The following is an 18,780-nucleotide window of genomic DNA, read 5'->3' as shown; positions in this document are numbered from 1 at the left end:
GCGGGTGTGACAGGGCATCCCCTTCCGGCCGTTATCCTTGACGCGTCCCCACCCCTACCGTCCCGCTGGAGTCCGTGTCGTGCGTGTCGATCTGCACTGCCACTCCACCGCCTCCGACGGTACGGACACCCCGGCCGAGCTGGTGCGCAACGCCGCCGCTGCCGGTCTCGACGTCGTCGCGCTGACCGATCACGACACCACCCGTGGGTACGCCGAGGCCATCGCCGCGCTGCCCGAGGGGCTCACCCTGGTCACCGGGGCCGAACTCTCCTGCCGTGTCGACGGCGTCTCCATGCACATGCTCGCCTACCTCTTCGACCCCGAGGAGCCGGCCCTGCTCGCCGAGCGCGAGCTGGTCCGGGACGACCGGGTGCCGCGCGCCCAGGGCATGATCGCCAAGCTGAACGCGCTGGACGTGCCGGTCACCTGGGAGCAGGTCGAGCGGATCGCCGGCGGCGGTTCCGTGGGGCGGCCGCACGTCGCCTCCGCGCTCGTCGAGCTCGGCGTCGTACCGACCGTGAGCGACGCCTTCACCGAGGAGTGGCTGGCCGACGGCGGCCGGGCCTACGTCGAGAAGCACGAGACCGACCCCTTCGAGGCGATCCGGCTGGTCAAGGGCGCCGGCGGGGTGTGCGTGTTCGCGCACCCGGCGGCCTCCAAGCGCGGACGTACGGTGCCCGAGTCGACCATCGCCGAGCTGGCCGCGGCCGGTCTCGACGGGATCGAGGTCGACCACATGGACCACGACGAGGACGCCCGGACGCGGCTGCGGGGCCTCGCCGCCGAGCTGGGGCTGCTGGTCACCGGATCCTCGGACTACCACGGCAGCCGTAAGACGGTGGCGCTCGGCGCGTATACGACCCACCCCGAGGTGTACGGCGAGATCACGCGCCGGGCGACGGGTGCGTTCCCGGTGCCGGGGACCGGCGGGGCCTGAGGCTCGGCCCCCGCATCTCCTGATCCCTCTTCTTCCGCAAGGCCTGTGGCACACCCATGTTCGACCTCGCCGTCTTCGGCTCCCTCTTCCTGACCCTTTTCGTCATCATGGATCCCCCCGGGATCACCCCGATCTTCCTCGCCCTCACCGCCGGCCGGCCCGGCAAGGTGCAGCGGCGGATGGCCTTCCAGGCCGTCTGTGTCGCGGGCGGGGTGATCGCCGTCTTCGGGCTCCTCGGTCACCAGATCCTTGACTACCTGCACGTCTCCGTGCCCGCGCTGATGATCGCGGGCGGGCTGCTGCTCCTGCTCATCGCCCTCGACCTGCTCACCGGCAAGAACGACGAGCCGAAGCAGACCAAGGACGTCAACGTGGCGCTCGTACCGCTGGGCATGCCGCTGCTGGCAGGTCCCGGTGCGATCGTCTCGGTCATCCTCGCCGTGCAGAAGGCCCACGGCGTGGCCTCGCAGGTGTCGGTGTGGACGGCGATCCTCGCCATCCATGTCGTGCTGTGGCTGGTGATGCGCTACTCGCTGCTGATCATCCGGGTCATCAAGGACGGCGGCGTGGTCCTGGTGACCCGCCTCGCGGGCATGATGCTGTCCGCGATCGCCGTGCAGCAGATCATCAACGGCGTCACCCAGGTGATCAGGGGCGCCTGAAACGCGGAGCCCCCGCACGGCGTGAGTGCCGTGCGGGGGCTCCGAAGACTCTGCGGTGTTCCGCGCGTCAGGTTGCTCGTCTCTCGTATTCCGTTACGACGTCTGGTTCTCGGCCGGTCGGATCCACAGGCGCTGCCCGACGGCGGCGGCCTGCTGCACGATCCTGTTGACGGAGGCGGCGTCCACGACAGTGCTGTCCACGGTGGTGCCGTCGACCTCGTCGAGTCGCATGATTTCGAAGCGCATGGCCTCTCCCTTCGTCTTTGTGTTCCGACCTAGTCAACGACTTGCGTGTTACAAACATTCCCTACGCTAAAGAAATTTTTCGAACGTCTAACTACTGACCGGTACGAGGTATCGAGGAGACTGACCGGGACCGGTTGTGTTCGCAGCGTGACCGCCGGGACAATGGAGGTGATGAACGACGACCTCGCCACCCTCAAGGCCCGTATCGACCGCACGAACGAGCTGCTCACCCGCATGCTCGCCGAGGTGGCGAAGACGCCCTCGACGCACGCGATCTTCGTCGACGCGGGCTACCTCTACGCCGCCACGGGCCGGCTCGTCACCGGGACCGAGGACCGCCGGGCCTTCGACCTCGACGCCGAGGGCCTGATCGAGGCGCTCATCGACAAGGCGCGGCAGATCTTCGCGGACAGCAGGCTGCTGCGCGTCTACTGGTACGACGGCGCCCGCCGCCGGATCCACACCGCCGAACAGCAGACCATCGCCGAGCTGCCCGACGTCAAGGTCCGCCTGGGCAACCTGAACGCCAACAACCAGCAGAAGGGCGTCGACTCCCTGATCCGCACCGACCTGGAGTCACTCGCCCGGCACCGCGCGATCAGCGACGCGGCCCTGCTCGGCGGCGACGAGGACCTGGTCTCCGCGGTGGAGGCCGCCCAGGGCTACGGCGCCCGCGTCCACCTGTGGGGCATCGAGGCCCCCGAGGGTCGCAACCAGGCCGAACCACTGCTCTGGGAGGTCGACAGCCAGCGCACCCTCGACCTCGAGTTCTTCAAGCCGTACGTCTCCCGGCGCGCCGCCCCCGCCTACGACACCGGCGCCACCAGACCCACCCGCGAGAACGTCCGCTTCGTCGGTGCGCAGATCGCCGCGAAATGGCTGTCCGCGCGCGGCCGCGACGCGCTCGTCGAACTGCTGCCCGGCCATCCCTATCTGCCCGGATCCGTCGACCAGGACCTGCTCGTCGAGGCCGAGACCCTGCTCCAGTACTCGCTGCGCGGCCAGGCCGACCTGCGCCGCGCCCTGCGGGAAGGCTTCTGGGAGCACCTTCGGACGCAGTACTGACGCGGTACTGACGCGGTACCGGAGCCGTCAGCCGTCCGTGCTCTCCCAGAAGGCGGCGATCGCCTCGGCGGTGGGGGCCGGCCGGTCGGTGTTGGGCGAGTGCTCCGCGCCGTCCACGACCGTCCGGCGCGCGCGCAGCCGTAGCGCCATCTCGTCCAGCAACGGCACCGGCCAGGTGTCGTCCCGCGCGCCGGACAGGACGTGGTACGGCAGCGGAAGGGCGGCGAGTTCGCTGACGCGATCCGGTTCGGTGCACAACTGGAGCCCGGTGGCGAGGAGTTGGGCCGGCTTGTTGCGCAGCCAGCGGCGCCGTAGATCCTCCCGGTCCTCGGGGCCGTCCTCGTCGGGATCGCCGTCCAGTTCCTCCGGCGCCTCCAGGGCCTGCATGGCCTCCCAGACCTCGGCCATGGACATCACGCCGAGCGCGTCCCGCAGCAGCTTCACGCGCTGCTGCTGGGAGGTGGAGATCTGCGCCGGGCCCGAGGCCATGAGGGTCAGCGACCGGAACGGCGCGGGGTCGAGCAGCACGGCCGCCCGCGCGATCTGACCGCCCAGGGAGTGGCCCAGCAGATGCACCGGCCGGCCGGCGCCGACGGCCGCCGCCTGTGCGAGCACGTCCTTCGCCAACTCCGCCTGCGCGTAAGCCGACTCGTCGTCCTGCGGCCCGTCCGACTCGTACTGGCCGCGCCCGTCCACCGCGACGGTGCGGTACCCGCGCGCGCCCAGTGCCGGATGCAGCAGGTTGAAGTCCTCCTTGCTGCCGGTGAAGCCGGGCAGCAGCAGCGCGACCCCCCGTGGCTCCACCCCGGCCGCCACCGGCGAGTCGACGACGGCGAACTCACCGCGCGTGGTGGCGAGCGTGTACGCCCGGGCACCGACGGGCGGAACAAAAGAGGAAGGCCTGCTCATGGGGGAGAGCGTAACCGGCGCCCACCGACGGCCCGGCGGACGGTGGGTGAACCCTGACGACGGGGATGCGGGTGCTGACGCCGGTGGCTGGTGGCTGGTCAGCGTTCACCCCACCTCGCCGCCGGGGCCGCCGCCGGGCCGCCGCGACGCGCGACCGCCGCCGCGACCGGCGACCGCCACTTCGCCGCCGCGACCGCCGCCGCGACCCGCGACCGCCGCCGCGACCCGCGACCGCCGCCGCGAACCGCGACCGTGACCGTCACCGACGTCAGCGTTCACCCCAGCCGCCGCCCCACCCGGCCCCCGCACCGGCAGTCGGCCCCCAGCCACCAGCCGCCACGTCGGGTGTGGGTGGCGGCGGGATTCGGGTGCCGGGTGCCGGTGGGTTGCTTTCGGCAGTTGGTGGGTGTGGGGCGTGCCCATGTCGACGGTGTGCTGTTGCCCGTTGCCTGGGTGCGTGAACGCCGACGGCCCGGCCCACGCGGGGTGGGTCGGGCCGTCGGGTCGGTTCGGCTCAGGCCTCGGGGGTCGCGGCAGCGGCCTTCCGGGTCCGGCGGGCCTTCGGCTTCGCCTCCGCGTCGTCCGGCGCGGCGGACGCGGTCGCCTTGCGGATGGTCCGGGCCTTCGGCTCGACCTCAGGTTCCGCGCTGGCCTGCGCCGGGATCTCCGCGGTGGCGGCCACGGCCGTCTTGCGGGTCCGGCGCGGCTTCGCCTCGGCACCCTCGGCGGTGTCGACGACCGCCTCGGCGGCCTTCCGGGTCCGGCGCGCCTTGGGCGCGGGCTCCGCCTCGACGGCCTCCGGCGCGGCGGCTGCCGTCTTCCGGGTGCGACGCGGCTTGGCCTCCGCGGCTGCCACGGCCTCGGCCGGCTCGGCGACGGCGGCTGCCGTCTTCCGGGTCCGGCGCGGCTTGGCCTCCGTGGCCTCGGCCGTGTCCACCACGGCTTCGGCGGCGGCCGCCGTCTTCCGGGTGCGGCGCGGCTTCGGAGCGGCCTCGGCATCCGTCTCGACGGCCTCCGGAGCTGCGACCGCAGTCTTGCGCGTACGGCGCGGCTTGGCCTCCGCGGCTTCCGCCGTGTCGACCGCGGCCTCGGCCGCCTTGCGCGTCGTACGGCGGCGCGGCTTGGCCTCCTCCGTCGCCTCGGCGGCGTCGGCGGGGGCGGCGGCGGCCGTCTTGCGCGTGCGGCGCGGCTTCGGCTCCTCGGCGGTCTCCGCCGGCGCCTCGGTGACCTCGGCGACGGGTTCCGCCACCTTGCGGGTACGGCGGCGCGTCGGCGTCACCGGTGCTTCCACGGCCTCCACGGCCTCCGTGGCCGCCTCCGCCGCTTCGGCCACCGGTACGGCGGCAGCGGTCTTGCGGATGCGGCGCGGCTTGGCAGCCACGGCCTCGGCGGTGTCCACCGCGGCCTCAGCGGCCTCCGTGGCCGCCGTCGCCTTGCGCGTGCGGCGCGGCTTCGGCTCCGTGACGGCCTCGACCGTCTCCACGGCCACGGGTGCGGCCTCGGAGGTCGCGGGGGTCTCGGCCACCGCGGCGGTCTTGCGGGTACGGCGCCGGGCGGGAGCCGCCGGTGCTTCCTCGGTCACCGGGGCCTGCGCCACCGGGGTCTCCGCCGGAGCCTGCGCCACCGGGGCCTCGGTCACCGGGGTGACCTCTGCCGTCGGTGCGGCCTCGGCCTCGGCGGACCGGCGGGTGCGGCGGCGACGCGAAGGCGCGGCCGTCTCCGTCACCGCCTCGACCGTCTCCACGACGGCCTCCGGGGTCACGGCCGTCGGCGAGGCGGTCGCCACCGCATCCTGCGCTGCCCCGCCGCGCGTACGGCGACGACGGCGCGGGGTCCGGGTGGCCGGCACCTCCTCGGCGGCCGGAGCGGCGGACTCGGTGACCGGCGCCGTGGCCGTCGTACCGGCCGGAGAGTCCGCGGCCGAACCGCCGCGGGTACGACGGCGGCGGCGCGGGGTGCGGGCCGGACGCTCGCGCTCCTCGGTACGGGCCTCACCGGTACGGGCGTCGCCCCGGGACTCCGGACGACCGCTTCGGGCACCGCGACCGCGGCCACCGCGGCCGCCGGTCTCGCCGAGGTCCTCCAGCTCCTCCGCGTCGAGCCCGGCGCGGGTGCGCTCGGAGCGCGGCAGGACACCCTTGGTGCCCGCGGGGATCTTGAGGTCCTCGAAGAAGTGCGGGGAGGTCGAGTAAGTCTCCACCGGGTCGGGGAACTTCAGGTCCAGCGCCTTGTTGATGAGCTGCCAGCGCGGGATGTCGTCCCAGTCGACGAACGTGATCGCGGTGCCCGACGCGCCCGCGCGACCGGTACGGCCGACCCGGTGCAGGTACGTCTTCTCGTCCTCGGGGGACTGGTAGTTGATGACGTGGGTGACGCCCTCGACGTCGATACCGCGCGCGGCGACGTCGGTGCAGACGAGGACGTCCACCTTGCCGTTGCGGAACGCGCGCAGCGCCTGCTCACGGGCGCCCTGGCCGAGGTCGCCGTGCACGGCGCCGGAGGCGAAGCCACGGCGCTGGAGCTGCTCGGCGATGTCGGCGGCGGTGCGCTTGGTGCGGCAGAAGATCATCGCGAGCCCGCGGCCCTCGGCCTGCAGTATGCGCGCGATCATCTCCGGCTTGTCCATGGAGTGCGCGCGGTAGACGAACTGCGCGATGTTCGCGACGGTCGCGCCCTCGTCGTCCGGCGCGGTGGCGCGGATGTGGGTGGGCTGGCTCATGTACCGGCGCGCGAGGCCGATGACCGCGCCCGGCATGGTCGCCGAGAACAGCATGGTCTGGCGCTTGGCCGGAAGCATGTCGATGATCTTCTCGACGTCGGGCAGGAAGCCCAGGTCGAGCATCTCGTCGGCCTCGTCGAGGACGAGCGACTTGATGTGCTTGAGGTCGAGCTTCTTCTGGCCCGCGAGGTCCAGGAGCCGGCCCGGGGTGCCGACGACGACGTCGACGCCCTTCTTCAGGGCCTCGACCTGCGGCTCGTAGGCACGGCCGCCGTAGATGGCGAGGACGCGTACGTTACGGACCTTGCCAGCCGTCAGCAGGTCGTTGGTGACCTGGGTGCAGAGCTCGCGCGTGGGGACGACGACGAGCGCCTGCGGGGCGTTCGTGAGGGCCTCGGGGGCGGCGCGTCCGGCCTCCACGTCGGCGGGGACGGTCACCCGCTCCAGGAGCGGCAGACCGAATCCGAGGGTCTTGCCGGTGCCGGTCTTCGCCTGGCCGATGACGTCGGTGCCGGACAGGGCGACCGGGAGTGTCATCTCCTGGATGGGGAAGGGGTTGATGATGCCGACGGCCTCCAGGGCCTCGGCGGTCTCGGGGAGGATTCCGAGTTCTCGAAACGTCGTAGTCAGGGCGCTGCCTCTTCTGTGAGTCGCGGCACGAGGCGAGCGCGGGGGTCTTTGACGGACCGTGCCGGGGGACGTCGGCTGCCTTACGGGCGGGCTGTGGGGGGCACGCCGTAGTGCACGGGACCTCTGCCGACGCTCTAGCGCTCATACCGCTGAGGGTGTCTCCCTCCGGTCGACGTACGCGATGTGCCGTACGCGCCGGGAGGGCTGTCGGTTCGGAGCCGATCGGGCCACCGACCGGGCATCCTCATACGTGCGGCCTGTCGAGGCACGTCTGAAACAGACGGCGTACCAGCAGGCGCATTACCACCATACCCCGGAATCGTGCACATGCGATGGCCGATTTGGTCACGTCGTGGTAGTCACAGTGGTTGACCAGGGACTTCTCCCAGGACTTCCGGTGACTCCCAGGGACTTCCCGGAGCCGTCTCGGGGATCTCCCCCACGGTTCCCCCAGGGTCTCCCCGGCGCTTCCCCACGGCTCCCCCAGGGCGGCGAGCGGGCTATTGTGCGCTTCATGACGAGCTCTGACAAGCCTGAGACCGCCTCCGCCGAACCGACCGGTGTCGCCGCCCAGGACTGGGCGCGGGCGGCTGCCGACCCGCAGTACCGTGCCGCGGTCGTGGACCTGCTGGGCGCGCTCGCGTACGGCGAGCTCGCGGCGTTCGAGCGCCTCGCCGAGGACGCCAAGCTGGCGCCCACGCTGGCGGACAAGGCCGAGCTGGCGAAGATGGCGTCGGCCGAGTTCCACCACTTCGAGCGGCTGCGGAACCGGCTGGCGGAGATCGGGGAGGACGCGACGCAGGCGATGGAGCCGTTCGTCGCGGCCCTCGACGGCTTCCACCGGCAGACGGCGCCGTCGGACTGGCTGGAGGGCCTGGTCAAGGCGTACGTCGGCGACTCCATCGCCAGTGACTTCTACCGGGAGGTCGCGGCCCGCCTGGACACCGACACGCGCGAGCTGGTGCTGGCCGTCCTCGACGACACGGGGCATGCCGGGTTCGCGGTGGAGAAGGTCCGCGCGGCCATCGACGCCGACCCGCGCGTGGGGGGCCGACTGGCGCTGTGGGCGCGGCGGTTGATGGGGGAGGCGCTGTCGCAGTCCCAGCGGGTCGTGGCCGACCGGGACGCGCTGTCGACCATGCTGGTGGGCGGGGTCGCCGACGGGTTCGACCTGGCCGAGGTGGGGCGGATGTTCTCGCGGATCACCGAGGCGCACACGAAGCGGATGGCCGCGCTGGGCCTGGCCGCGTAGCGCTACGCGGGAGGGGCGGGGCGTTCCGGCGGAGCTACGCCGGGATCGATCGTCGGCGCAGGCGGCGGCCCGTGGGGCGCAGCAGCAGGGACAGGGACGCCGCCGAGACGATCGCCGCTCCCGCCAGGCTCACGAACGGCGTGCCGGGGCCCAGCGCGCTGTGCGTGACGAAGTCGCCGAACAGGGCTCCCGCGACGCCTGTGGAGAACACCAGGGGACGCGCCGGAAGGCGGTGGGAAAGGCGGCTGTTCGCGGCCCACGCCAGGGCCAGGCCGAGCAGGGCGGATCCAAGGACTTCCAGGAGCATCACGCGGGGTCCCTCCCACGGCCGGCCGGTGCTTTCAGGGTCGTAGCCCGTCATACCCGTGACCTGCGGAATGCAACCCTCCTCTGTGGGCGGGTTGTGGGCCCCGTGTGGAGACCGGACAGGGCGGCGGGACATGACACGGGGGCCCGGCGGACTGGTGTCCGCCGGGCCCCCGCACGCTGCTGTGGCTAGACCGCGCTGAAGCCCACCTTGCGCACGGTCGGCTCACCGAGCTCGATGTACGCCAGGCGGTCCGTCGGGACCAGGACCTTGCGGCCACGCTCGTCCTCCAGGGACAGCACCTGCGACTTGCCGGCCAGCGCGTCGGCGACGAGGCGTTCGACCTCCTCGGCGTTCAGACCGCTCTCCAGAACGATCTCGCGGGGCGCGTGCTGCACGCCGATCTTGACCTCCACGGCTATGTCCCTCCGACGGTCAGTGAAGTGCGCGGGCTTCCGCGCCGTACGCTGCACACATTAGCCCGGTGAGGGGACGTACACGCTGCGGACGACCACGCCAGGAGCGAACAGCGAACGGGAATGCCGCGGAAGCGGCCGCGCGCGGGCGGCCGCTTCCCCGTCGTCTCAGTGGTGCGACTCGAGGCCGTGCAGCGGGAAGCCGGCGATGCCTCGCCAGGCCAGTGAGGCCAGCAGCTGCACCGCCTGGTCACGCGGGACGCTGCGGTCGCTGTGCAGCCAGGAGCGCGCCACCACCTGGGCGAGACCGCCGAGGCCGGAGGCCAGCAGCATCGACTCCGCGCGCGAGAGGCCGGTGTCCTCGGCGATGACGTCGCAGATCGCCTCGGCGCACTCGGTGGTGACCTTGTCGACTCGCTCGCGCACCGCGGGCTCGTTCGTCAGGTCGGACTCGAAGACCAGGCGGAAGGCACCGCCGTCGTCCTCCACGTACGCGAAATAGGCGTCCATGGTCGCGCGGACACGCTGCTTGTTGTCGGTCGTCGACGCGAGCGCGCCGCGTACCGCCTGGATCAGGGCGTCGCAGTGCTGGTCCAGCAGAGCCAGGTAGAGGTCGAGCTTGCCCGGGAAGTGCTGGTAGAGCACCGGCTTGCTGACGCCTGCGCGCTCGGCGATGTCGTCCATCGCGGCCGCGTGGTACCCCTGTGCGACGAAAACCTCCTGGGCGGCGCCCAGCAGCTGGTTCCGTCGGGCACGGCGCGGCAGGCGAGTGCCCCGCGGGCGTGCCGCCTCTGTCTGCTCGATGGCTGTCACGCCGCCTCCCAAAAGTCGTCCTCATGCGGATCGCGCCGCCCGGCCATCGTACTTTTCGGTAACCGTGATGTGCGCGGTGCGAGCGCAGAATTTCACGTACCGGACGGCGGCGAAAGCCGCACCAGGAAATGCACCGGGAATTGCCGACAGGGCAGGTGGGCCCGCCGGAGACCGGTTACCGTCAGCGGTAGTCGTCCTCGTCGAGGGAGACCACCCGCGCCTGCTCGACCAGATCGGCCTCGTTCGCGCGGTCCGGGTCCACACCGGTGAGCGGGTCGTCATGGGACGGCGCGACGTCCGTGTGCTGTTCGGCCGCGTCCCCCTCGGGGGCCTCGACATCGATTTCGGGGGCGTCCTCCGCCTCCAGATCGTCGAGCACCTCGGGGTCGACGGGGTCGACGGGGTCGTAGGCCATGGTGGGCTCCCTTCCTTCGAACGTCCCTGGCTCGGCAGGGGGCCACGCACGGGTGCCCTGTTTACGAGCGTAGGAGACACCGGATGCGGACGCGATGTCGTCGGCGGCCCTGGTACGCGGCTCGCCCGGCTGTTTCTGTGACGGCGAACACACGAATCACTGTGTGATCGTCTCGTAACATTGGCCCATGTCTTCGACCGAACTGCCGTCCGTGCCGCCCACCAGCGTGCTGCCGAAGGCGAAGGCCGTCAGAGTCGCGGCGGGCGAACGGCTGCGGTCGGTGGGACTGCCCGGCGTCACCCTGACGATCCGTTCGCGGCCGCCCGCGCGGGAGGGCCTGCCGCCCGCGCTGTTCGTCCACGGACTCGGCGGTTCCTCACAGAACTGGTCGGAGCTGATGGAACGGCTCGAAGGCGTCGTGGACGGCGAGGCGGTCGACCTGCCGGGCTTCGGCGACTCGCCGCCGCCGGACGACGGCGACTACTCCGTGACCGGGCATGCGCGCGCGGTCATCCGTCATCTCGACGCGGCCGGCCGCGGCCCGGTCCACCTGTTCGGCAACTCGCTCGGCGGCGCGGTCGCCACCCGGGTCGCCGCCGTCCGCCCCGACCTCGTCCGCACGCTCACGCTGATCTCGCCGGCGCTGCCCGAACTGCGGGTCCAGCGCACCGCCGTGCCGACGATCCTGATCGGCCTGCCCGGCGTCGCCGCACTCCTCACCCGTACGACCGGCAAGTGGACGGCCGAACAGCGGGTACGCGGCGTGCTGGCGCTCTGCTACGGCGACCCCGGCCGGGTGACGCCCGAGGCGTTCGGGTACGCGGTGGAGGAACTGGAACGCCGGCTGCGGCTGCCGTACTTCTGGGACGCGATGGCGCGGTCCGCGCGCGGGATCGTCAACGCGTACACGCTGGGCGGCCAGCACGGGCTCTGGCGTCAGGCCGAGCGCGTCCTCGCCCCCACCCTGCTGATCTACGGCGCCCGCGACCAGCTCGTCGGCTACCGCATGGCCCAGAAGGCGGCACGCAGCTTCCGCCACTCCCGGCTGCTGTCCATGCCGGACGCCGGGCACGTGGCGATGATGGAGTACCCGGGAACGGTGGCCGCGGCGTTCCGTGAACTCCTCGCGGACGCCGAGCGGTTGGACGGCGACCGGACTCCCGCTCCGGGCGCGGGGGGCTGAGGGCCAGGTGGGACGCCACAGCCGCCGCGGCCCGGCACCCAAGGACGATGCCGCGGGCATAACGGGCGGGGGGCCGGCCTCCGACGGCACCCCCGCGCGGGGAGTGCCCCGGATGGCTGACGGGACCCCCGCGCGCGGGATGCGACGTCTCCCGGACGGCACGCCGGCACAGGGCGTACCGCGTGTCCCCGACGGCACGCCCGCGCGCGGTGTCTCGCGTGTCCCCGGCGGTGTCCGGGCCGGCGGCGTGCCCCGTGGCCCCGGCGGCGGTCCGGCCGACGGCGCCCCGGGGGTTCGGGGCGGGCATCCCGAGCAGCGGGAGGCGGGCGGTGGCTGGGGCCGGCCGGGTGGCGCACAGGCCGGCGTGTCGATACCGCGGCAGCGGCAGCGCCCGCCCGGTGGGCCCCGGCAGGAGTACGTCGACGCCTTCGACGAGGACGCCGACGTCTTCACGCCCCGACCCGGCATCGGCGCCCAGCGTGCGGAAACGTATCGGCCGGACACCGGCCCGCGGACCTCCGCGCTCGCCTCCGAGCCGTACGGCGACGATGACGACGCGCCGCCCACCGGCGTGCCCGCGCAGGCCAGGGGCGGCAAGGGCCGGGCCTTCACCGGCGTCGCGGCCGCCGCCGTCACCACCGTGCTCGCGGTGATCGTCGCAGGGCAGGTCGCCGACGGCCGCGACAGTGGCGTGCGGACCGAGTCGGCCGCCGGTGACGCGCGGGCCACCGACAGCGCAGCCTCGCGCGGCGACAGCCGTACGACGCCGTCCGTCTCCGCCTCGCCGAGCGTGGCCACGCTGTCGTACGAGCAGGCGATGGACACCAAGTACCCGCTCAGCGCCACGCTGGCGGGCTCCGGGAAGTTCGCGGCCGTGCCCGGCAACGCGAAGGCGCCCGGCAAGGGGCACAAGTACACCTACCGCGTCGACGTGGAGCAGGGACTCGGCCTGGACGGGAAGCTGTTCGCCGACGCCGTGCAGAAGACGCTCAACGACGACCGCAGCTGGGCCCACGACGGCGCCCGCACCTTCGAGCGGGTCTCCTCCGGCAAGGCCGACTTCGTGATCACACTCGCCAGCCCCGGCACCACCGCCGAGTGGTGCGCCAAGTCCGGCCTCGACACGACCGAGGACAACGTCTCCTGCGACTCGGCGTCCACCCAGCGCGTGATGATCAACGCGTACCGATGGGCGCAGGGCAGCAAGACGTACGGCGACAAGATCCACGCCTACCGGCAGATGCTGATCAACCACGAGGTCGGCCACCGGCTCGGCTACGGACATGTGACGTGCGACAAGGACGGCGAACTGGCGCCGGTCATGCAACAGCAGACCAAGTTCCTGGACCACGACGGAATCCACTGTCTGCCCAACGCCTGGCCGTACCCCAAGAGTTGACAGGTGGCGCATACATCACATTGACATGAGCAGAAAGTTCATACATATTTCTGGGCATGTCGTCCCCCCACGCCTCTTCGCGCGCCGCCATCGAGCTGGCGCTCATCGGCGTGACCGCGCTCTGCGTGGCCGACATCCACTGTCGCTGACGCTCGCCCTCTGGCGTTCGCGTCGCGATCTCTCCATGCTGCCGTGACCTGGGTCACGGCTCTTTCGGCGGCCTGGCGCCAGGGCAGACGTCTGTTCACTTTCGTCTCACTCCTCGTCAATCTGTCTCACCCAGCGAGACACGCCTTCCGAGAGGTCGTCATTCCGATGCGTCAACCGTCCGCCACAGCGCGCCGTGTGGCCGTGGCAACCGTCAGCCTGGTCGTGGCAGCGGGTGCCGCCGCCTGCGGGCCGAAGGACAACGATGCCAAGGGTTCCGGTGGCGACTCCACGCCGCACAAGGGCGGCACGCTCACCGTCCTGAACTCCGACCCCCAGTCGGACTTCGACCCGGCCCGGCTGTACACCTCCGGTGGCGGCAACGTGCCCTCCCTGGTGTTCCGTACGCTCACCACCCGCAACCGCGCGAACGGCGCCGCCGGCACCAAGGTCGTGCCCGACCTGGCCACCGACACCGGGCGCCCCAGCAAGAACGCGACCGTGTGGACGTACACCCTGAAGGCGGGCCTCAAGTACGAGGACGGCACCGCGATCACGTCCGCCGACATCAAGTACGGCATCGAGCGGTCCTTCGCCCCCGAACTCTCCGGCGGCGCGCCGTACCTGCGGGACTGGCTGGTCGGCGCGGCCGACTACCAGGGTCCCTACAAGGACAAGAAGGGGCTGTCGGCGATCGAGACGCCGGACAGCCGCACGATCGTCTTCCATCTGAACAAGCCCGAGGGCGAGTTCCCGTACCTGGCCACGCAGACGCAGTTCACGCCCGTCCCGAAGGCCAAGGACACCGGCACCAAGTACGAGGAGCACCCGGTCTCCTCCGGCCCCTACAAGGTCGTCGAGAACGACAACGACGGTGAGCACCTGGTGCTGGAGCGGAACAAGTACTGGTCGACGTCCGTCGACGACCAGCGCAAGGCCTACCCGGACAAGATCGACGTCAAGTCCGGTCTCGACTCGGCCGTGATCAACCAGCGGCTGTCGGCGTCCCAGGGCACGGACGCGGCCGCCGTCACCACGGACACCAACCTCGGTCCGGCCGAACTCGCCAAGGTGACCGGCGACAAGGCACTGGCCGCGCGGGTCGGCACCGGCCACTTCGGCTACACGAACTACATCGCGTTCAACCCGACGGTGAAGCCGTTCGACAACCCCAAGGTGCGGCAGGCGATCTCCTACGCCGTCGACCGGTCGTCCGTGGTCAACGCGGCGGGCGGCAGCGCGCTCGCCGAGCCCGCCACCACCTTCCTCCCGAACCAGAAGGCCTTCGGCTACACGCCGTACGACCTCTTCCCGGCCGGTGCCACCGGCAACGCGGCCAAGGCCAAGGAACTGCTGAAGGAGGCGGGTTACCCGAAGGGGCTCACCGTCACGCTGACGCACGACAACGCCCAGAACTTCAGGACCAGCCCCGAGATCGCCACCGCCATCCAGGACGCCCTCAAGAAGGCCGGCATCACGGTCAAGCTCCAGGGCCTGGAGGACAACGGCTACTCCGACACCGTCCACAGCGTGAAGACCGAGCCGGGCTTCTTCCTCTCCGGCTGGGGCGCCGACTGGCCCTCGGGCGGTCCCTTCCTGGCCCCGATCTTCGACGGCCGGCAGATCGTCAAGGACGGCGCCAACTTCAACAACGGTCTGCTCAACGACGCATCCGTCAATGCCGAGATTGACGCGATCAACAAGTTGACCGACCTCAACGCCGCCGCCGAGCGGTGGGGCGCGCTGGACAAGAAGATCGGCGCCCAGGCCCTGACCGTGCCGCTGTTCCACCCCGTCTACAAGCGGCTGGTCGGCAAGGACATCAGGAATGTCGTGATCAGCGACTGGACCGGTGTCCTGGACATCTCCCAGGTCGCGGTGAAGTGACGCCGTGACCGAGGCAATCGTCTCCCCCCAGGCCCCCGAGGCACCCGCCTCGGGGGCTTCGGGGGCTCGTCAGTTCTGGCGGCGGCTGCGCGCGCAGCGAGCCGCCCTGGTCGCGGCGGGGATCGTCGCGCTGCTCGTCCTGGTCGCGCTCGCCGCGCCGCTGCTCACCGCCCTGGAAGGGCAGGACCCGACCACCTACCACCCCTCCCTGGTGGACTCGGCACGCGGCGGCGTGCCCATCGGCTCCTTCGGCGGCATCGGCGCCGACCACTGGCTCGGCGTCGAACCGGGGACCGGCCGGGACCTGTTCGCCCGGCTCGTCTACGGCGCCCGGGTCTCCCTCGGCGTCGCCCTGGGGGCGACCACCGTGCAGGTCGTCCTCGGTGTCGTCGTCGGCGTCACGGCCGGGCTCGGCAACCGATGGGTTGATCAACTGTTGAGCCGGATCACCGACATCATCGTCGCCATGCCGCTGATCATCATGGCGCTGGCCCTGCTGGCCGTCGTGCCCAGCAGCTTCCCCAGGCCCGTCCTGGTTTCCCTCATCATCGGCTTCGTCGCCTGGGGCACCATCGGGAAGATCGCACGTGCCGCGACACTCTCCCTGAAGAACCTCGACTACGTGGCCGCCGCGCGGCTCAGCGGCTGGAGCACCTGGCGGATCGCCCGCCGCGAACTGCTCCCCGGCCTCGCCGCGCCCGTCATCACGTACGCCGCCCTCATGGTGCCGGCCAACATCGCCATCGAGGCCTCGCTGTCCTTTCTGGGCGTCGGCGTGAAGCCCCCGACCCCGTCCTGGGGCCAGATGCTCACCTCCGCCAACGTCTGGTACCAGGCGGCCCCGCAGTACCTGCTGCTGCCCGCGAGCGCCCTCTTCGTCACCGTGCTCGCGCTCACCGTGCTCGGCGACGGCGTCCGCACCGCCCTGGACCCCCGCTCGGCCTCCCGGCTGCGCGTCGGAACCGGCCGCGGGCGGGAGACGACGGCGGCCACCGCGGCGGCGGCACCCACGACGGCTCCGGTCCCCGCGACGGATCCGGTTTCCGGGACGGCTCCGGCCCCCGCGACGGATCCCGCTTCCGAGACGGCTCCGGTTTCCGCGAAGGAGGCGAGGTCATGAACGGCTTCGCCGGATTCGCACTGCGCCGCGTGATCGGCGCGGTCATCACCTTGCTGGCCATCTCGGTCATCGTCTACGTCGTCTTCTACGTCACCCCCGGCAACGTCGCCCAGATCACCTGCGGCCCCCGCTGCTCGCCGGAACAGGTGCACCAGGTCACCCAGCAACTCCGGCTCGACGACCCGCTGTACGTCCGGTACTGGCACTTCCTGGAGGGCATCGTCGCCGGCCAGGACTACTCGACCGGCACGTCCGTCGCGCACTGCGCGGCGCCCTGCCTCGGGCTGTCGTACCAGAGCGACCAGCAGGTCACCCAGATCATCCTCACCAAGCTGCCGGTCAGCCTGTCGCTGGTGATCGGGGCGATGGTGCTCTGGCTGCTGCTGGGCGTCGGCACCGGCATCCTCTCCGTCTGGCGGCGCGGCCGGTTCACCGAGCGCGCCCTGACCGGCCTCACCCTGGCCGGCATCGCCACGCCGGTCTTCGTCATCGGCCTCGTCCTGATGATCGTGGTCTGCGGACAGCTGGAGCTGCTGCCGTTCCCGGAGTACGTCTCCTTCGCGGACGACCCCGAGCAGTGGGCCTGGAACCTGCTGCTGCCCTGGCTGACCCTCGCGGTCGCCGAGGCGGCCTACTTCGCCCGGCTCACCCGGGCCTCGATGCTGGAGACCCTCGCCGAGGACCACATCCGCACCTTCCGTGCCTACGGCGTCGGCGAACGGGCGATAGTCGGCCGGCACGCGCTGCGCGGCGCACTCGCGCCGATCATCGCCCTGAACGCCAACGACGTCGGCAGCGCGGTCGGCGGCGCCGTGCTCATCGAGACCCTCTTCGGCCTCCCCGGCATCGGCCAGGAACTCGTCCACGCCGTCACCGTGGTCGACCTGCCCGTCGTCGTCGGCATGGTCCTGGTCATCGGCTTCTTCGTGGTCCTCGCCAACGCCGTCGCGGACGTCCTGTACGCGCTGGCCGACCGACGGGTGGTACTGACGTGAGTCTCGTCCGAGTCACTGATCTGACCGTGGAGTTCGGCGACCTGCGAGCCGTGGACGGGCTCTCCTTCACCCTCGCGGCGGGCGCCGCCCTCGCGCTGGTCGGCGAGTCCGGCTCCGGCAAGTCCACGGTCGCCTCGGCCCTGCTCGGCCTGCACCACGGCACGGGCGCCCGGGTCGGCGGCTCGGTCGAGGTCGCGGGAGTCGACGTGCAGGCCGCGTCCGACGAGCAACTGCGGCGGCTGCGCGGCGCGAAGGCCGCGATGGTCTTCCAGGACCCGCTGTCCTCCCTGGACCCGTACTACGCGATCGGCGACCAGATCGCCGAGGTCCACCGGGTGCACACGCGCGTCTCGCGACGGGCCGCACGCGCGCGTGCCGTCGAGGTCCTGGACCGCGTCGGCATCCCGGACGCCGCGCGCCGGGCCCGGTCCCGCCCGCACGAGTTCAGCGGCGGCATGCGCCAGCGTGCGCTGATCGCCATGGCGCTCGCCTGCGAGCCCGAACTGCTCATCGCCGACGAGCCCACCACAGCCCTCGACGTGACCGTCCAGGCCCAGATCCTCGACCTGCTGCACACGCTGCGCGAGGAGACCGGCATGAGCCTGCTGCTCGTCACCCACGACGTGGGCGTCGCCGCCGAGAGCGTCGACGACGTGCTCGTCATGCGCCACGGCCGCGTGGTCGAACAGGGCCCGGTCGCCACCGTGCTCGGGGCGCCCGCACGGCCGTACACCCGCGAACTGCTCTCCGCCGTCCCGCGTGTGGACACGGTCCGCGCGCCGTCGCAGGCGTCCGACGAGGTCGTCCTGGAAGCGGTCGGCCTGAGCCGTGAGTTCGGGCGCGGCCGGCGGGCGTTCACGGCCGTGGACGACGTGTCACTGACCGTCCGCCGGGGCGAGACCCTCGGTGTCGTCGGGGAGAGCGGCAGCGGCAAGACGACGCTCGGCAGGATGCTGGTCGGGCTGCTGGAGCCGACGGCGGGGGAGGTCCGTCACGACGGGCACGCGCGCGTGGGCGTGCACCCGGTCGTCCAGATGGTCTTCCAGGACCCGGTCTCCTCGCTCAACCCGCGCCGCAGCGTGGGCGAGTCGATAGCCGACCCGCTCCGCGCCCGCGGCGAGCGGGACGAGGGGCGCATTCGGGGGCGGGTCAGCGAACTGCTGGAGCGCGTGGGGCTCGAAGGGGCGCACTACGAGCGTTATCCGCACGAGTTCAGCGGTGGCCAGCGCCAGCGCGTGGGCATCGCGCGGGCGCTCGCGGCCGACCCGCGCGTCATCGTCTGCGACGAGCCGGTCTCCGCGCTGGACGTCACCACCCAGGCCCAGGTCGTCGCCCTGCTCGGCGAACTCCAGCGCGAACTCGGGCTGGCGCTCGTCTTCGTCGCCCACGACCTCGCCGTCGTGCGTCAGGTCAGCGACCGGGTCGCGGTCATGCGGCAGGGGCGGATCGTGGAGACCGGACCCGCCGACGAGGTGTACGACAACCCCCAGGACCCGTACACCCGGCAACTCCTGGCCGCCGTACCCGCCCTCGACCCCGAGGTCGCGGCCCGGCGCCGGGCCGCCCGGCGGGAACTGGCGTCGGCGTGACGTTTCCGCTGCTCGGCCCGGTGCCGTGAGGTAACGTTTCGCTGTCGAACGATCTCTTAGCGCGACCGAACGCGGTCCGCACGTGAAAG

At 71.9% G+C, this 18,780-nt stretch carries 18 protein-coding genes; 11 read left to right on the top strand and 7 right to left on the bottom strand.

What is annotated here, in order from left to right; translation table 11 throughout:
* Positions 1-79 precede the first annotated feature (79 nt).
* Positions 80-937 carry a PHP domain-containing protein gene (locus tag MB828_RS12370; RefSeq protein ID WP_301648181.1) on the top strand — a complete coding sequence of 286 codons (858 nt, stop codon included), beginning with the start codon at positions 80-82 and terminating at the stop codon, positions 935-937.
* Between the two features lie 56 nt (positions 938-993).
* A complete protein-coding gene (locus MB828_RS12365; RefSeq protein WP_046730498.1) occupies positions 994-1,599 on the top strand; it encodes a MarC family protein in 606 nt (201 codons plus the stop codon).
* A gap of 93 nt (positions 1,600-1,692) precedes the next feature.
* Here MB828_RS12365 and MB828_RS12360 read toward each other — a convergent pair whose 3' ends face one another.
* On the bottom strand, positions 1,693-1,845 hold the full coding sequence (locus MB828_RS12360) for a hypothetical protein (RefSeq protein ID WP_165941569.1): 153 nt from the start codon (positions 1,843-1,845) through the stop codon (positions 1,693-1,695).
* Positions 1,846-2,016: 171 nt separating this feature from the next.
* Between MB828_RS12360 and MB828_RS12355 the strand changes: the two genes are divergently transcribed.
* Positions 2,017-2,910, top strand: coding sequence for an NYN domain-containing protein (locus tag MB828_RS12355; protein ID WP_301648180.1), 894 nt, complete (start codon positions 2,017-2,019; stop codon positions 2,908-2,910).
* Between the two features lie 27 nt (positions 2,911-2,937).
* Here MB828_RS12355 and MB828_RS12350 read toward each other — a convergent pair whose 3' ends face one another.
* Both MB828_RS12350 and MB828_RS12345 read right to left on the bottom strand, forming a co-directional pair.
* On the bottom strand, positions 2,938-3,819 hold the full coding sequence (locus MB828_RS12350; protein WP_301648179.1) for an alpha/beta fold hydrolase: 882 nt from the start codon (positions 3,817-3,819) through the stop codon (positions 2,938-2,940).
* 514 nt (positions 3,820-4,333) lie between these two features.
* Positions 4,334-7,075 (bottom strand): DEAD/DEAH box helicase, encoded by a 2,742-nt coding sequence (locus MB828_RS12345; protein WP_301648178.1) that lies wholly within the window; start codon positions 7,073-7,075, stop codon positions 4,334-4,336.
* A gap of 598 nt (positions 7,076-7,673) precedes the next feature.
* Between MB828_RS12345 and MB828_RS12340 the strand changes: the two genes are divergently transcribed.
* A complete protein-coding gene (locus MB828_RS12340) occupies positions 7,674-8,420 on the top strand; it encodes a ferritin-like fold-containing protein (protein ID WP_133025420.1) in 747 nt (248 codons plus the stop codon).
* Between the two features lie 34 nt (positions 8,421-8,454).
* Here the strand turns inward: MB828_RS12340 and MB828_RS12335 are convergent, their stop codons facing one another.
* From MB828_RS12335 to MB828_RS12320, 4 genes are all read right to left on the bottom strand, one after another.
* A complete protein-coding gene (locus MB828_RS12335) occupies positions 8,455-8,727 on the bottom strand; it encodes a hypothetical protein (protein ID WP_133025419.1) in 273 nt (90 codons plus the stop codon).
* 188 nt (positions 8,728-8,915) lie between these two features.
* The gene (locus MB828_RS12330) at positions 8,916-9,143 is read right to left on the bottom strand and encodes a DUF3107 domain-containing protein (protein ID WP_046730492.1); all 228 of its coding nucleotides are present in this window, start codon (positions 9,141-9,143) and stop codon (positions 8,916-8,918) included.
* Positions 9,144-9,311: 168 nt separating this feature from the next.
* Positions 9,312-9,956: a TetR/AcrR family transcriptional regulator gene (locus MB828_RS12325; protein ID WP_046730491.1), complete on the bottom strand. Its 645-nt coding sequence runs from the start codon at positions 9,954-9,956 to the stop codon at positions 9,312-9,314.
* Between the two features lie 181 nt (positions 9,957-10,137).
* Positions 10,138-10,371 (bottom strand): hypothetical protein, encoded by a 234-nt coding sequence (locus MB828_RS12320; protein WP_133025417.1) that lies wholly within the window; start codon positions 10,369-10,371, stop codon positions 10,138-10,140.
* A 187-nt stretch (positions 10,372-10,558) separates the two neighbouring features.
* On the opposite strand from MB828_RS12320, the gene MB828_RS12315 reads away from it, so the two are divergent.
* The 7 genes from MB828_RS12315 to MB828_RS12290 all read left to right on the top strand — a co-directional run bounded on the left by MB828_RS12315 (position 10,559) and on the right by MB828_RS12290 (position 18,691).
* A complete protein-coding gene (locus MB828_RS12315; protein ID WP_301648177.1) occupies positions 10,559-11,554 on the top strand; it encodes an alpha/beta fold hydrolase in 996 nt (331 codons plus the stop codon).
* 7 nt (positions 11,555-11,561) lie between these two features.
* Positions 11,562-12,953, top strand: coding sequence for a DUF3152 domain-containing protein (locus MB828_RS12310; protein ID WP_301648176.1), 1,392 nt, complete (start codon positions 11,562-11,564; stop codon positions 12,951-12,953).
* A 56-nt stretch (positions 12,954-13,009) separates the two neighbouring features.
* Positions 13,010-13,102, top strand: a complete 93-nt coding sequence (locus MB828_RS46650; RefSeq protein ID WP_338059060.1) for an Ms4533A family Cys-rich leader peptide — start codon at positions 13,010-13,012, stop codon at positions 13,100-13,102.
* A 166-nt stretch (positions 13,103-13,268) separates the two neighbouring features.
* Complete coding sequence (locus tag MB828_RS12305) at positions 13,269-14,987, top strand: ABC transporter substrate-binding protein (protein WP_301648175.1); 1,719 nt, start codon at positions 13,269-13,271, stop codon at positions 14,985-14,987.
* A gap of 4 nt (positions 14,988-14,991) precedes the next feature.
* On the top strand, positions 14,992-16,107 hold the full coding sequence (locus tag MB828_RS12300; protein ID WP_301648174.1) for an ABC transporter permease: 1,116 nt from the start codon (positions 14,992-14,994) through the stop codon (positions 16,105-16,107).
* A complete protein-coding gene (locus MB828_RS12295) occupies positions 16,104-17,102 on the top strand; it encodes an ABC transporter permease (protein ID WP_133025412.1) in 999 nt (332 codons plus the stop codon). The genes MB828_RS12300 and MB828_RS12295 overlap by 4 nt, the downstream gene beginning before the upstream one ends.
* Entirely contained in the window at positions 17,099-18,691 is a 1,593-nt protein-coding gene (locus MB828_RS12290; protein ID WP_343236162.1) for an ABC transporter ATP-binding protein, read from the top strand. The genes MB828_RS12295 and MB828_RS12290 overlap by 4 nt, the downstream gene beginning before the upstream one ends.
* Positions 18,692-18,780 lie beyond the last annotated feature (89 nt).

Origin of the sequence: Streptomyces arenae, assembly GCF_022343545.1 — a bacterium.
Lineage (GTDB): Bacteria > Actinomycetota > Actinomycetes > Streptomycetales > Streptomycetaceae > Streptomyces > Streptomyces humi.
Note: the sequence above shows the minus strand (reverse complement) of the source record. Positions and strands in the feature narration are given on the sequence as shown.

What these genes read in the sequence shown, in the direction of transcription:
- MB828_RS12320 (WP_133025417.1), bottom strand. Translation starts at nt 10,371, where the DNA reads ATGGCCTACGACCCCGTCGACCCCGTCGACCCCGAGGTGCTCGACGAT.
- MB828_RS12360 (WP_165941569.1), bottom strand. Translation starts at nt 1,845, where the DNA reads ATGCGCTTCGAAATCATGCGACTCGACGAGGTCGACGGCACCACCGTG.
- MB828_RS12295 (WP_133025412.1), top strand. Translation starts at nt 16,104, where the DNA reads ATGAACGGCTTCGCCGGATTCGCACTGCGCCGCGTGATCGGCGCGGTC.
- MB828_RS46650 (WP_338059060.1), top strand. Translation starts at nt 13,010, where the DNA reads ATGTCGTCCCCCCACGCCTCTTCGCGCGCCGCCATCGAGCTGGCGCTC.
- MB828_RS12305 (WP_301648175.1), top strand. Translation starts at nt 13,269, where the DNA reads ATGCGTCAACCGTCCGCCACAGCGCGCCGTGTGGCCGTGGCAACCGTC.
- MB828_RS12335 (WP_133025419.1), bottom strand. Translation starts at nt 8,727, where the DNA reads ATGCTCCTGGAAGTCCTTGGATCCGCCCTGCTCGGCCTGGCCCTGGCG.
- MB828_RS12345 (WP_301648178.1), bottom strand. Translation starts at nt 7,075, where the DNA reads ATGACACTCCCGGTCGCCCTGTCCGGCACCGACGTCATCGGCCAGGCG.
- MB828_RS12350 (WP_301648179.1), bottom strand. Translation starts at nt 3,819, where the DNA reads ATGAGCAGGCCTTCCTCTTTTGTTCCGCCCGTCGGTGCCCGGGCGTAC.
- MB828_RS12365 (WP_046730498.1), top strand. Translation starts at nt 994, where the DNA reads ATGTTCGACCTCGCCGTCTTCGGCTCCCTCTTCCTGACCCTTTTCGTC.
- MB828_RS12355 (WP_301648180.1), top strand. Translation starts at nt 2,017, where the DNA reads ATGAACGACGACCTCGCCACCCTCAAGGCCCGTATCGACCGCACGAAC.
- MB828_RS12315 (WP_301648177.1), top strand. Translation starts at nt 10,559, where the DNA reads ATGTCTTCGACCGAACTGCCGTCCGTGCCGCCCACCAGCGTGCTGCCG.